This is a genomic window from Streptomyces sp. PSU-S4-23, from assembly GCF_055632315.1.
Genome location: NZ_JBVMUU010000002.1, coordinates 2,602,846 through 2,617,258, shown reverse-complemented (window position 1 = coordinate 2,617,258; position 14,413 = coordinate 2,602,846). Strand labels below are relative to the sequence as shown.

Below are 14,413 nucleotides of genomic sequence, written 5' to 3'. Positions count from 1 at the left end.
AATCACCGAGCAGCAGGAGGCCCTTGATGCAGCAGTCTTTCGTGCCGAATGCCGGGCAGTCCAGCTCGGTCACCTGGGAGTGTGACTGCCTGGCTCACCGGTTCGGAAACGCCGTCGACAACGGGTTGCGGCAGCGGCGCTACCCGTCGGACATGACGGACGCGGAGTGGGCGGCCGTCCGGCCGTTGCTTCCGGTGCCGGGCTGGATGCGCGGTCGCGGTGGCCGGCCGGAGGCGTACTGCCACCGGGCTGCACTCGATGCGATCCGCTACCTCGTTGACAACGGCATCAAGTGGCGGGCGATGCCGGCCGACTTCCCGCCGTGGGACCGGGTGTACGCGTTCTTCCGCCGCTGGCGCGACCATGGCCTGGTCAAGGAGTTCCACGACCGGCTACGTGCGCAGGTTCGCGAGGAGGTGGGCCGCGACGCGGAGCCGACGGCCGGAGTGATCGACTCGCAGTCGGTGAAGGCGGACGCGGTCGTCGGTGCGGACAGCCGCGGGTTCGACGGAGGCAAGCTGGTCAACGGGCGCAAGCGGCACGTCGTGGTCGACACCCTCGGCCTGCTGCTCGGGGTGATGGTCACCGCCGCAGATGTCGGCGACCGCGCCGCCGCCCGGGTGCTGCTTACGCAGGTGGCCGACGCGCATCACCGCCTCACCCTTGTCTGGGCCGATGGCGGCTACACCGGCAGCCTCATCGACTACTGCCTCGCCTTCCTCGCGCTGGTCCTGGCGATCGTCAAACGCAGCGACGACATGCGCGGCTTCGTGGTACTGCCCAAGCGGTGGATCGTCGAGCGGTTCTTCGCCCACCTGATGCGCACCCGCCGCCTGGCACGCGACTACGAGCGGCACACCACCAGCGCCGAGGTGATGGTCTACTGGTCGATGACCCTGCTCATGACCCGCCGCCTTGCCCGCTCACGCCCGCAGCAGGCGTGAACCGGCCCGGCGCGGGCTCGGCCAGCCAGCCGCGCGCGACCAGTCGTTTCGCCTTCGACCGCAATGTCTCCACACGCGCCGGCACCACCTCCATGCCGAACCCCGCGGCCATCTCCTGACAGGTCAGCGGCCCTTGACCGAGCCGGCACCGGTCCGCGAGCACGTCCAGGATGCGCTGGTAGTCCACCGACAGCACCGACCTGTCCAGCCCCTCCCGCCACACCGGCACCTGCGACTTCGCCTTCGCCGCATCCGGCACTGGCGCGGTCCGGTCGGCCCGGACCTGGTCCTGCATTGTTTCGTCGACCAAGGCCAGCACCTCGTCGACCCGCGAGCGGGCGATGGCCCACTCCTTCCATTCCCGCTCGGCCACAGCCAGCTCGGCCTGGATGCGGTCGGCCTCCTCCCGCAACTCGTCCACACGACGGCGAGCACCCAGCTCACGCTGTTCCAACAGCCCAACCACCGACGGCATCCACGACCTCCCAGGCAGCGACAGCACGACAGGCCACTACTCCCACAGGACCGCCGACCCTACGCCCGACCAGTGGAAATGCAGTCCCCAACTCCGGAAAGACAACAGCTTCTCAGTCAACTCCCCGACCTTCTGGTCTGAGTACGAACTGACCGGCATCCAGACCCAGGCCCTGGTCGGCACCACCGAGACCAACGTGGACTCCTGGAGCTTCACCCACTCCTTCCCGGCCACCGGCGACTCCACCACCGCGTCCTTGTGGCTGTCCTCGATCACGCGCACCGGGCAGGACACCAGCGCCGGAGGCTCGTCCGCGTCGAGCTCCACCCCTGCGGTCACCCTCACCGGCACTGCGCTGTCCAACCGCGTCAACGTCACCAACGGCTATCCGCCGATCACCCGTCACCGACTCAACACGATCACCACCGAGACCGGCCAGATCATCAACGTCGGCTACTCCTCGGCGGCGTGCGCGTCCGGAACCCCGAGTGACCCGAGTCAGAACACGCAGTTGTGCTACCCGGCCTACTGGACCCCGGACGGGCAGACCTCGCCGATCGAGGACTGGTTCAACAAGTACATCGTCACCGGTGTCACCCAGCAGGACCCGACGGGCGGTGGAGTCAACGACACCATCACCACGCATTACACCCCGGTCGGCTCCCCTGCTTGGCACTACGACGACAATCCGCTCACCCCCTCCGGCCAACGCACCTGGAATCAGTGGCGCGGCTACCAGGGGATGAAGGTGACCACCGGCACTGCCCCGGACCAGGTCACCGAGACCGACTACACCTACTTCCGGGGCATGGACGGCGACACCCTGCCGAACGGCGGCACGCGGTCGGCGACGGTCACGGATTCGCGTGGCGATTCACCAGCCACCGACTCCAGCCCCTACGCGGGTATGACCTACGAGACGATCGATTACAACGGTTCGGGCAGCGGCAAGGTGGTCACCGACACCATCACCGACCCATGGAAGTCCGCCGCGACCGCCACCCACGCCGTGAGCGGCCTGCCCGACCAACACGCCTATCTCATCGGCACCGCGAAAAGCCGGGTTTACACACCGTTGTCCTCCGGCAGTACCCGGGAGACCGAAATCGACTACACCCACGACTCCTACGGCAGGGTCACCAAGACCGACGACCTCGGTGACGTCTCCACCGCCTCGGACGACCTCTGCACCGCCACCACCTTCGCTGACAGCACCAGCGCCTGGATCCTCGACAAGCAGAACGAGACCAGCACGGTGTCAGTGAACTGCTCGGTCAGCCCGTCGCTGCCGGCCGACGCCGTCTCCGACACCCGCACCTTCTACGACGGCTCGACCACCTTCGGCACGGCCCCCACCGCCGGGGACACGACCATGGTGCAGAAGGCCACCTCCTACAGCGGGTCCACCCCCGTCTACAGCACGATGTCGTCCTCCACGGTCGACGAGTACGGGCGTACTCTGACCGCCACCGACGCGGTCAACCGCAAAACCACCACCGCATACACGCCGACCACCGACGCCGAGCCGACCTCGGTCACCGTCACGGATCCACTCACCCACGCCACGACCACGACCTACGACGCCCTGCGCGAGCTGCCCCTGCAGAGCACCGACGCCGCCGGGTACGTGACCAAACAGCAGTACGACGCGTTCGGGCGGCTGACGGCCGTTTTCAAGCCAGGCATATCGTCAGCCAGCGAAAAGTTCAGCTACGCGATCTCGGACAGCGCCCCCTCCGTGGTCACCACCCAGACCCTCAACGACGACGGCTCCTACCGCACAGCCGAAGTGCTCTACGACGCCCTGCTGCGGGAACGGGAGTCGCAGACCGGAACGGTGGACGGCGGCCGTCTCATTACCGACACCGTCTACAACACCGACGGCCTGACCGCCAAGACCACCGACCCCTACTACACCACCGGTGCTCCCGGTTCCACTCTGGTGCAAGCACAGGACGGGCAGATCCCCTCCGAGACCGGCTTCACCTACGACGGCGCGGGACGGCAGACCGCCGCCATCTCCTATGCGCTCGGCACCCAGACGTGGCAGAAGCTCACCACGTACGGGGGCAACGTGACCACCACCGTCCCCCCGAACGGCGCCACTGCGGAAAGCACGGTGACGGACGCCCGCGGCAACACCACCGACTTGTACCAGTATCACCACGGTGTCCCGGCCGATCCGGTGAACGACCCTGCATCGGACTATTCCGACACCCATTACACCTACTTCCCCAACGGCAAGGAGGCGACCGAGACCGACGCCGTCGGCAACACCTGGTCCTGGACCTACGACCTGCTCGGCAACCAGACCTCCGCCGCCGACCCGGATACCGGAACAACCACTTGGGTTTACGACAACGCCGATCAGTTGCTGTCCACAACGGACTCTCGCGGTAAGCAGACGTCGTACGCGTATGACCTGGACGGGCGGAAGGCTTTCGCCTACGACACCACCGGGGGAGCCACCGCTTCGACGAGCGATGAGATCGGTGCCTGGACCTACGACACGCTCAAGAAGGGATACCCGACCTCCTCGGTCTCGTACCAGAAGGGCACCACCAGCCCGTCGGTGGCCAGCACGGTGCTCGCCTACACCGGCATGGCCAAACCCGCGGCCAGCAAGGAGACCTTGGCGAACCTGCCCTCCAACGAGGCGGCTCTCGCCCCCTCGGCCGGCTACACGACCAGCTACACCTACACTCTCACCGGCAATCTCGCTTCCCGGGGCGACCCGGCCTCCGGCGGCCTGCCGGCGGAGACCATCGACTACGGCTACGACCAGTACGGCGAGGCCACCAGCGCCGTCAGCACCGGCACCGCAGCCTGGGACTACGTCACCGCCATCGGCTACTCCGAATACGGCCAGCCCCTGCAGTACACCATGGGCCCCTCCGGCACCTGGGTCGCTCTGTCCCTGACCTACGACCCGCAGACCCGGGCCCTGACCGACGCCAAGACCACGGACGCCACCGCCGCCACCGTCGTCGACGACACCAGCTACACCTACGGCAACAGCAGCGTCTCCGCCGGAGCCGGCCTGGTCACCTCGACCGTCGACAAGCAGAGCGGTGGCGCCACCACCGACACCCAGTGCTACCAGTACGACTACGCGACCCGCCTGGACGCCGCGTGGACCGCCACCGACAACTGCGCCGCGACCCCTGCCCCCGGCAGCAGCTCAACCGTCGGCGGTACCAACCCGTACTGGCAGACCTGGACCTACGACGCGGCCGGCGACCGCAAGACCCAGACCGACCACGACACCTCGGGCGCCACCGCCAACGACACCACCACCACGTACGAGTACCCTGCCCAAGGCTCGGCCACCGACCAGCCCCATTCCCTCAACAACACCACCGCCACCGGCCCCGACGCGGCCAAGAACACCGTGGCCTACAAATACGACGCGGCCGGCAACACCACCACCATCACCGGCGGCGCCACCGGGGACCAGACCCTGACCTGGAACGACCAGGGCAAGCTCGCCACGGACACCACCAGCGCAGGCACCACCACCTACCTCTACGACACCGACGGCAACCAGGTCCTGCGCACCGACCCGGGCCAGGCCACCCTCTTCCTCGGCGACGAGCAGATCGCGGAGAACACCACCACCTCGACCCTTTCCGGCACCCGCTACTACACCATCGGCGGGACCACGATCGCCCAGCGGACCAGCACCGGCGACGTCCAGTACCTGATCCCCGACCGCCAGGGCACCGACACCCTGGCCGTCGACTACCAGACCCTGACCGCTACCCGCCGCCAGTACCTCCCCTTCGGCTCCACCCGCGGCACCGCCCCCACCACCTGGTCCGGCGACAAGGGCTACATCGGCGGCACCCCAGACCCCACCACCACCTTCGAAAACCTCGGCGCCCGCGAATACGATCCGGCGAACGGACGCTTCCTCTCCGCCGATCCCGTCACCGAGACCACCGATCCAACGCAGCTCAGCGGTTACGACTACGCCGGCAACGACCCGGTCAGTGCCAGTGACCCGACGGGTTTCGACGACTGGTACAACGACCCGTCCATGAACAAGTGCGTGATCGACTGCGGCGGCGGACATCCCGCGCATCATGGGAAAACGAGTGGCAGCAGCTCCAAGAGCGACATCATCACGAACTGGACCTCGTCGACCGGCTGTGCGAGCAAGGGCTACGACGGAAGGGTGTGTGCTGCAATCAACGGAGTCCTGACAGGTGGCGGTGCAATTCAGGGCGGTGCGGCGAAGCTGGGCGACAAATGGCATGAAATGCAGAAGATCCTCAAGAGCCCGGAAACGACTCCTGAGGAATTGGAGAAGGCCATCAAGCAGCTGGCTGTGTTCCTCAAGTCTCCCGGTACGCTGAAATTGGCTTCCACTCACATCGGAAGTGATGTACAGCTCGCCGGAAAGACCTTCGGGTCGCAGATCCCAGGAATCGTTCGCTATACAAGATATGCGCCGTATGTCGGCATCGGGGCCACGGAATGGTCGAATCTCCAAGGAACGCGGTACAACGTCCCCGAGGCGACCACAGAGACCGCTGTCGACACCGGGCTGTCCGTGTGGGCGGCGGATGCCGGGGCCACGGCGGGAGCAGCTGTGGGGACGTGGGCCGCGGCGGAGGGAGGCGCCGCGCTCGGGGCATCGATCGGCTCGGTGGTTCCTGGCGCCGGTACGGTTGTCGGTGGTGTCGTCGGAGCTCTCGCCGGCGTGGCACTGTCCAGTTTTGCCAACAACGCCATCTCGGACCTCTGGTGAGCGAACGATTCGGAACGGACATGCGATGAACGCTGCTGTGGCAGTCGGGTTGCTGGCGATCTTCGGTGCCGGGGTCAAGGCTTACCTGACATTCCGCCTCTGGAAGGATCCCGGCAGGGTCACCATCCATGCGGGCGCGATGAGGATCTATCCCCTGAGTGAGGAGTTCCGCCGTGGGATGGTGCGTGCGTCGGTGGCCACAGCCGCCGGTCTCGCGTTCGGTGGCCTCCTGGTCCTGGCAGACGGGATCTGGCGCCAGAGCCACCAGGGCCCGGCCCAAGGGGTGATGCTCGACATCCTCAGAGCGTCACTCGCCGGGATATTGCTGTGCGGTGTCGTCTATCTCTCCATCGCTTTGTTCAACGTCCCCAAATTCCTGGTGCCCCCACATATGCGGAACGAGCCCGGCTCGATTGCCGCCCGCCAAAAGAATCGAACCTCTGGTCGGCGGTAGCTGCCTATGCCTTAGATGATCGAGAACCGATCGCCACGTCTGCCGTCACAGTGAGTCCTTCCCGGCAAGTGGAGGTTGTTCGCCGTGATGGCGATGCTGGCACCGCGGGTCCGGCAGGGGCCTTTCCCCGCAGAGTGAAGCGCATCAGAAGAAGCAGCGGTCTCGGACGTGGCCAGTGCGCTGAAGTCTTGCAGCGCGGGGCCAACTGCCTGGAGGGGCACCGTGGGCCTGCCCGAACTTGGGAGTAGCTGGACGAAGGTTGCTTCTATGGCGTCGAGTCAGCCGGTCGAGGTGGCCTCGTTCGCGACGCAGACGGCGCGCTACGTCAAGGTGGTCGACATCGGCGGCGCCGACAGCTGGTGGTCGATCGTCGAGTTCAACGTATACGCGTGATCACGTACATCGTGCTCCCGAGCCCGGGTCAGCCGGCTGACCCGGGCTCGGGGTGGCATCAGGCCCAGCGGCCCAGGCGAAGCGGGGCGGTGCATCCGGGCGTGGGAATACCCAGCCCTGCCCGTCCCTTCGGGGCGCGTTCTGGACGCAGGTTGGACACAAGGATCGGAAAAGACCGACAAGGGCCGGGAAGGATCGAGGCGCCAAACTGTGTCTGACCTGGGAAAACGGCCAAGATTGACATTGATCGACAAGGGTCGCCAAGATCCTCAAAGGACTCATAATCCGTCGGCCGTGGGTTCGAGTCCCACCCGCCCCACCATTCGCTACGCGAGGAGAAACCTTCTGGCCAGGCACTTTCCTGGTCGGGGCGAGCGTATGAGGGTCTTGGTGACCCTTCGGTGATCATGATTGCCTGATCGGCAGGACAAATTCGGGACGCAGGTCACGCGGCGCGCGAAACAACCCCCTTCCGCCTGCTGCTACGGCCGAGAGGCGAGGGGCGCGACGAGTCCCAGCCCGCGATGCTCGGTGTCTCCGTTCGGGCGACCGTGAAGCGGAGGAGGGCGAACTCCTGGCGCTGATCTCCCTGGTGCTGGTCGTTGAAGTTCTCGATCCGGACCAGCTCCAGATCGTTCGGCGTGCAGTGATCACGCATCCACTGCACGGCGGCATGGGCGGCGTCGTCCTGGCTCTCCTGGACCACCTTGATGTCGTTCCCGGCGAGCAGGGAGAGCGTGGCCGCCAGGTGGCGTAGGTCGTGGAGGCGGCCCCATTGCCAAACCAGCAGACTCTCGCTCGTGGCTGCTGCCGCAGACGTCCCGCAGGCGGAGGCGAGCGCGGAGAGCGACACTGAGCACCCCCGTGACAGTGGGCGAACCGGATGCTGGCGGAACCCCACAGCCCGACGCCGTTCAGGAGGCTACTGAGGAGTCCGCCGGCCCACCGGCCCGGGAGTCTGAGCCCTCACCGGGGAAGTCCTCCCCCCGAACCTCCAAGAAGAGGTCGAAGTGACCACATCCTCTGTCAACCCAGGCGAGAACAAATAGCCTGGCCAAGCACGCGGACCGTGATTGAGCAGATAGCGGCCTCCCGGGGAAGCGACTCGGCCGAGCAGCCGCTTCCCCGGGTCGGAGCCTCCTTGCCCAGATGCCCTACGCCACGGCGCTGAGTGCGGAGTACAGGGCGTAGAGCACCGCAGGAAGCGCGCCTACGAGCCCGGTCACGGCCGCGATCACCACAGGCAGCCGTTTGTTGGTCCTCAACGATCTGACGAGGTAGCCAACCAACACAAAATAGGCCAGAGTCACCACGACTCCGGCCAATAGGACAGGCGTACTGATGGATTGCATGACGGCGCTCGTTCTCCCTATGACTTTGCCCAGTCCGGATCCGCGGCACATGTCAACAGGCAGACCTTCAATGACCTTTGGCGGAGGCCAGCCCACCCGCCACACGGCGCGCTGGGATGACGGTAGCCCAAAGAGCGTCAGACGGACCAGAGTTGAAGAAGGAAGGTCGAAGGCTGTCTACTCCGGTTCGCCCGCTCGGGCCGCCGGGAGCCCGGGATGCCACTCCCGGACCCCGGCGCAGCGCAGCCCCGGACCGGGCAGTCACAGAGTGCGGTTGGCCCATGGTCGCAGGCGTCGATAAACGATCGATATACGTCTGCTAAACGAGTTGGTACGCTGACTGGAGGGGAGGCAGCGATGGATGGCGTACCACGGGTGCCCGAGCAGCCCCCCGGCGTGGCGGGGCCTGACATGCTGCGTTTCAGGGTACTCGGCCCGGTGGGCGCCCGGCGCGGGGACGAGCTGCTCAACACCGGCTCCCCGCAGCAACGCGCCCTGCTCGCCGCCTTGCTGCTGCGCGAGGGCCGTACGGCGACCGCCGCCGAGCTGATCGACGCCCTGTGGGGCGAGGAGCCGCCCCCGCGGGCGCTGGCCGCGGTGCGCACCTACGCCTCCCGGCTGCGCAAGACGCTGCCCCCAGGTGTCCTCGTGAGTGAGTCCGGCGGCTATGTGATCCGAGGGCTGCCCGAGGGCAGCCTGGACCTGACGGTTGCTCAGGAATTGGCGTCCGAGGCGGAAAAGGCGCACAACGTAGGGGATCTGACCCGAGCACGGGATGCGCTGGGGCGGGCGCTGGCACTGTGGGACGGCGAGCCACTGGCGGGCGTGCCGGGACCGTACGCCGAGGCGCAGCGCGTCCGCTTGGAGGAGTGGCGCCTCCAACTCCTCGAATCCCGGCTGGACATGGATCTGGAGCAGGGCTATCACGCCGAGGCGGTCTCGGAGTTGACTGCCCTGACCGCCGTGCATCCGCTACGGGAGCGCCTGCGTGAGCTGTTGATGCTGGCCCTGTACCGGTCCGGCCGCCAGGCGGAGGCCCTGGCGGTCTACGCCGACACCCGTCGGCTGTTCGCCGACGAACTGGGCGTGGAGCCACGCCCGGGCCTCACGGAACTCCAGCGAAGGATCCTTGCGGCAGACCCACGTCTGGCAGAGCTTTCCGATCCCGTGACCGAGCCCGCCCCTGTCCCCGTCCGTCCGGCGCAACTCCCTGCCACGGTCCCCGACTTCACGGGGCGGACGGCCCTCGTGACAGAGCTGAGCGAGATCCTGGCGTCGGCCGAGGGCAGGGTCATGGCCGTCTCCGCGCTCGCCGCCATCGGCGGGGTGGGCAAGACGACGCTGGCGGTACACGTGGCGCACCAGGCGCGCGGCGCCTTTCCGGACGGCCAGCTATACGTGGATCTGCAGGGTGCGGGCCCGCGCCCTGCAGACCCGGAGTCCGTCCTCGAACTGTTCTTGCAGGGGCTGGGGATCGCGGACTCGGCGATCCCCAGTTCCTTGGAAGGCAAGGCGGCCTTGTACCGCTCGGTCATGGACGGCCGCCGGGTTCTCGTCCTGCTCGACAACGCCCGGGACGCCGCCCAGGTCCGCCCCCTGCTGCCTGGCACGGAGGGCTGCGCGGCCCTGGTCACCTCTCGCGTGCGCATGGTCGACTTGGCGGGCGCCCACCTCGTCGACTTGGACGTGATGTCCCCAGAGGAAGCACTCATCCTGTTCACGAAGATCGTGGGCGAGGAACGGGTTGCCACCGAGCGGGAGGCGGCGCTGGACGTGGTGGCCGCGTGCGGCTTCCTGCCCCTGGCTATCCGTATTGCGGCCTCCCGCCTGGCGGCCCGCCGCACCTGGACGGTCTCGGTCCTGGCGGCCAAGCTGGCGGACGAGCGCCGCCGCTTGGACGAACTCCGGGCGGGTGATCTCGCGGTCAAGGCCACCTTCGAACTGGGCTACGGCCAACTGGAGCCCGCCCAGGCCCGAGCCTTCCGCCTCCTCGGCCTCGCCGATGGCCCGGACATCTCCCTGGCCGCCGCCGCTGCCGTACTCGACCTCCCGGCCGAGGACACCGAGGATCTCCTGGAGTCCCTGGTCGACACCTCGCTCCTGGAGTCGGCGGCGCCCGGCCGCTACCGGTTCCACGATCTCGTACGGCTGTACGCGCGCGCGTGCGCCGAACGCGACGAGTGGCCACCCGGGCGGGAGGCGGCGATAGCGCGCCTGCTGGACTTCTACCTGGCCACGGCGGCGGGTGTCTACGGGATCGAGCGGCCCGGAGACCGACTGGTCGATCATCTGGAGCCGGCCGACTACCCCGGGCTGACCTTCCAGGACCGGCACGCCGCTCAGGACTGGCTGTACAGCGAAGCGCGATCGTTGCTCGCTGCTGTCCAACAGGCCCCTTCCAAAGGTGAGTTGCGCAAGGGGATCGACCTCCTCCTCGTCGTGCGTGACCTGGCTGAGTCCGGCAGCAACGCCAACCGCTACGAATCGGTGGCCACAGCCCTGCTGGACGCAGCCACGGCCACGGGCGACGAGCGGGCCGAGGCGCGGGTGCGCGGGATCCTCGCCTTTGTGCACTCCCTCACGGACCGCTTCGAAGCGTCAGACCGAGAAGCACGCGAAGCAGTACGCCTCGGAAGAGCAACCGGCGACGACTGGACCACGGCCGATGCGCTCAACGGCAGAGGGGTCATCGCCGTTTACCGGAACTGGCACAAAGACGGGGAGAACTATCTCACCCAGGCCATCGAGTACTACCAGGCTTTGGGCGATCGCTCCGGCGAGGCCGGGGCCCTGTGCAACCTGTCGCGGATTCACCTCGCGACTGGACGGACGGCGAGCGCGATCACGCTGGCGCAGCGGGGCATCAGCATCTACGACGACATGGGCAACGCCATGCGCGGTGCCAACGGCCGTTACACACTCGCTCTGGCTCTCACCGAGACCGGTGATACGGCCGCCGCGTCTGAGCAACTGCTCCAGGCTCTGACGGTGTTCCGGGACAGCCGCCAACGTCTGTGGGAGGGCATGTGCCTGTTCCGTCTCGCCGAGGTCGACCTCGCCGCCCGGCGTCCGGCGCAGGCGGCGGCCAACGCCGAGATGGCCTTGGCCATCCTGCGCGGTATCGGCGGGGAGTGGCGCCGGGCCAACGTTCTGACCGTCCTCGGCCGGGCGCTCGCGGGCATCGGCCAACAGGATCGTGCCAACGTGATGTGGCAGGAAGCACGGGACGTCTTCGAGAAGCTGGGCTCGCCAGAGGCCGAGCCGGTCCGCACGCTGCTCGGTGGCAACGCCTACAGCGTTGCCTAAAGGGGGTGTTCTGCAAGGCTTTGTCGGGCCGGCTACCTTCGGCTGTGCGGCTGGTGATCGAACCGCTCACGACGGCTCTCCTCAGCAGAGACGTTCGACTTGTGGCCCCGACCCCGGCGGGGGCGCACTGCCGTGCACGGGAGGTGCTCAGTACGGAGCCATCACCAGGTCGCCGATCACCGTCAGCCCTACCTGGGCTGCGAGCCACGGCGCGCGCTCGGCCTCGATCTGCTTGACGTGGACGAAAACGGTGTGATCGGTCGCGGGCCTCTCCAGATCGAGGTCGCGGACGTTGGCGCACAGCGTCACGAACGCACCCCTCGTGCCGCTGGCACCCAGCCCCACCTCCGGGGCCTCGGGCCAGCCGCCGAAGTCCCATCGCACCGTGGCCGGGCTGTCGCCCACCGCGTCGAGGAACGGCTCCACCGTCTCCGGTGGCCGGGCGAAGGACCTCAGCCGGACGGGAAGGTGCGCTGACGGATCGTCCCCCTTCACCGACGAGCCACCCGTGTCCCCTTCGGCGAACCACGTGGCACGCGGAAGCAGTTCCAGCAGCGGTGTGAGAACGTCCGCCGAGGGGACCAGGGCCTCGAAGTCCACCTCCAGGCCCTGAAGATCGGCGATGGAGAGCAACCGCTCGACGGTGTGCAGGCCCTCGGAGAGATCCGGCGTCCTCAGAACGGGCTGCGCGTACGAATTGGACATGGCGGCCAGCCTGCCACCGCCCTCAAGGCAGTGCCTTGACCTTTACTCCTGCGATCCGGCCGGTGGATAGGACGCCGCTGTCATCACATGAGGAGCGGGGTCGCCGTGCCCTGGCGGGGCGCGGCAGAACTCAGCCGGGCTCCTCGGGCCGTGTGCCTCGCCGTTACCGCCGACCGGGCGGATCCGCCGGTGCCGCTCCCGGTGCGGCCGCCGGCGGGTGCGGCGGCAGCAGGATCCGGAGCAACGAGCCGCGCGGCCGGTCGGGCACCACGGTGAGGGTTCCGCCGTGACCCTGGACGACGGCGCGCACGATCGCCAGGCCGAGCCCGGTGCCGGGGCGCCCCGACGAGGGCGGTGGGCCGCTGCCGTCGTCGGCCCGTGACCGGGCGAAGCCGATGCCCGTGTCCTCCACCTCGACCACGGCGCCACCGCGGGTCGCACGGCAGCGCAGCACGATGGCGTCGCCCTCCGCGGTGAACTTCACGGCGTTCTCCACCAGGGCGTCGAGGGCGGCCTCCAGCCGGGACTCGTCGCCTTCGACCAGGACGGGGGGCGCGTCCAGGAGCCAGTCGCGGTCCGAGGCCGGCCGCCACCGCTGGGCCGTCCGCCGCAGGAGGGAGCCGAGGTCCACCGGGCCCCACTCGAACTCGGCCGACTCGTAGGCGTCCGCCAGGACGAGGAGGCGCCCGGCGAGGCCGCCGAGCTTGTCCAGCTCGTCCACCACGACATCGAGGTCCTCCTTGCTCTGAGGGGTCGGCAGCTCGTCGCGGACCATCTCCGCGTAGCAGCGGGCCACCGTGATCGGGGTACGCATCTCGTGCGAGCAGTTGCGGACGAACAACTCCTTGACCTCCTGTGCGCGGCGCTCGCGCTCGACGAGGCTCTGTGTCTCCGCGAGGGCGGCGGCCCGTCGGCGTACGTGCCAGACCATGGCGAGGAACACCAGAGCCATCAGCGGCACCTCGGCGAGTTCGTCCCAGTCGGCGTGGCCCCGCGCCACGAACCCGCCCAGCACCGTGCCCGTGACCAGGATGACCACGGTCAGCACGACGGCCATACGGCGCACCGACCAGCCCTGGAACCCGTAGACGACGGACATGCTGATCCACACCAGGTGGAACGCCACGGTCTCCAGGCCGGGTACGACGAACAGCAGCAGCTGGCTGCACACGGCGAACAGCACCCAGCCGGCGAAGACGAGACGCGGGTGCTCAGCCGGCACTGAACGCGTACCCGACATTGCGCACCGTCTCGATGACCGGCCGGGGGACCTTGCCGCGGATCCGGCGGACCGTCGCGTCGACCACGTTGCTCCCGGGGCCGTCGGCGTAACCCCAGACGCTCGCGAGGAGTTCACGCCTGCTGCACACCTCCCCGGCCCGCCGCATGAGATGGCCGAGCAGCATGAATTCGCGGTGCGACAGGGGCACGTCCTTGCCGCCCACGCTGAGCGCCTGCCGTTCGAGGTCGAGGGTGGCCTCCCCGACGCGCAGCCATCGCTGGGAGACGCCGCTGGCGGGAGTACGGAGCCGGGTGCGGACGCGCTCCACCAGCTCCGCGGTCGCGAAGGGCTTGCCGAGGAAGTCGACGGCCCCGATCCGCAGGCAGCGGACCCGGGTCGCGACGTCTACCACGGCGGACAGGACGAGCACGCGCTGGTCGGGCCGCCGGTCGAAGGCGCGCCGCATCACCTCGAAGCCGTCGAACCCCGGCAGCATGAGGTCGAGCACGACGAGGTCGAACTCGCCGTCGCGCAGGCGGCGTACGGCGTCCGGGCCGGACCCCGTGCCGTCCACGACGTGACCGTCCGCCTCAAGAGTGCGTGTGAGGTAGGCGCGCAGCCGCGCCTCGTCCTCGACGACCAGCAACCGGGCCATGATGGCCACCGCCCTCCCCCCGCCGCACATGTGGCAGCACCCCCTGGGCTGTCATCTGCGGCTGTCCCCGGATCTTTTATAGGTGTCGCTCCGGTGTTCGGCAGGCGGTCTTCCGAATGTGGCGGGATCGGCCTGGTCGGGCGCCCGTTCCAGG

General features: G+C 68.2%; 10 protein-coding genes. 5 read left to right on the top strand and 5 right to left on the bottom strand.

Annotated features, from left to right (window positions below):
* The first annotated feature begins 26 nt into the window (after window positions 1-26).
* Window positions 27-944: an IS5 family transposase gene (locus tag ACZ79I_RS12600; RefSeq protein WP_471493253.1), complete on the top strand. Its 918-nt coding sequence runs from the start codon at window positions 27-29 to the stop codon at window positions 942-944.
* Here the strand turns inward: ACZ79I_RS12600 and ACZ79I_RS12595 are convergent.
* Window positions 901-1,419 carry a hypothetical protein gene (locus ACZ79I_RS12595; protein ID WP_471493252.1) on the bottom strand — a complete coding sequence of 173 codons (519 nt, stop codon included), beginning with the start codon at window positions 1,417-1,419 and terminating at the stop codon, window positions 901-903. The genes ACZ79I_RS12600 and ACZ79I_RS12595 overlap by 44 nt on opposite strands.
* A gap of 196 nt (window positions 1,420-1,615) precedes the next feature.
* On the opposite strand from ACZ79I_RS12595, the gene ACZ79I_RS12590 reads away from it, so the two are divergent.
* The 3 genes from ACZ79I_RS12590 to ACZ79I_RS12580 all read left to right on the top strand — a co-directional run bounded on the left by ACZ79I_RS12590 (window position 1,616) and on the right by ACZ79I_RS12580 (window position 7,019).
* Window positions 1,616-6,172, top strand: coding sequence for an RHS repeat domain-containing protein (locus tag ACZ79I_RS12590; protein ID WP_471497001.1), 4,557 nt, complete (start codon window positions 1,616-1,618; stop codon window positions 6,170-6,172).
* 25 nt (window positions 6,173-6,197) lie between these two features.
* Window positions 6,198-6,626 (top strand): hypothetical protein, encoded by a 429-nt coding sequence (locus ACZ79I_RS12585; RefSeq protein ID WP_471496999.1) that lies wholly within the window; start codon window positions 6,198-6,200, stop codon window positions 6,624-6,626.
* Window positions 6,627-6,893: 267 nt separating this feature from the next.
* Entirely contained in the window at window positions 6,894-7,019 is a 126-nt protein-coding gene (locus tag ACZ79I_RS12580) for a hypothetical protein (RefSeq protein ID WP_471496998.1), read from the top strand.
* Between the two features lie 445 nt (window positions 7,020-7,464).
* On the opposite strand, the gene ACZ79I_RS12575 is transcribed toward ACZ79I_RS12580, so the two are convergent.
* Complete coding sequence (locus tag ACZ79I_RS12575) at window positions 7,465-7,872, bottom strand: hypothetical protein (RefSeq protein WP_471496996.1); 408 nt, start codon at window positions 7,870-7,872, stop codon at window positions 7,465-7,467.
* 856 nt (window positions 7,873-8,728) lie between these two features.
* Here ACZ79I_RS12575 and afsR point away from each other — a divergent pair.
* On the top strand, window positions 8,729-11,677 hold the full coding sequence (gene afsR / locus ACZ79I_RS12570) for an SARP-family global regulator AfsR (protein ID WP_471496995.1): 2,949 nt from the start codon (window positions 8,729-8,731) through the stop codon (window positions 11,675-11,677).
* Between the two features lie 147 nt (window positions 11,678-11,824).
* Here afsR and ACZ79I_RS12565 read toward each other — a convergent pair whose 3' ends face one another.
* From ACZ79I_RS12565 to ACZ79I_RS12555, 3 genes are all read right to left on the bottom strand, one after another.
* Window positions 11,825-12,382, bottom strand: a complete 558-nt coding sequence (locus ACZ79I_RS12565; RefSeq protein ID WP_471496993.1) for a hypothetical protein — start codon at window positions 12,380-12,382, stop codon at window positions 11,825-11,827.
* A 163-nt stretch (window positions 12,383-12,545) separates the two neighbouring features.
* The gene (locus tag ACZ79I_RS12560; RefSeq protein ID WP_471496991.1) at window positions 12,546-13,604 is read right to left on the bottom strand and encodes a sensor histidine kinase; all 1,059 of its coding nucleotides are present in this window, start codon (window positions 13,602-13,604) and stop codon (window positions 12,546-12,548) included.
* Entirely contained in the window at window positions 13,594-14,259 is a 666-nt protein-coding gene (locus tag ACZ79I_RS12555) for a response regulator transcription factor (protein ID WP_471504900.1), read from the bottom strand. The genes ACZ79I_RS12560 and ACZ79I_RS12555 overlap by 11 nt, the downstream gene beginning before the upstream one ends.
* Between the last annotated feature and the right edge of the window lie 154 nt (window positions 14,260-14,413).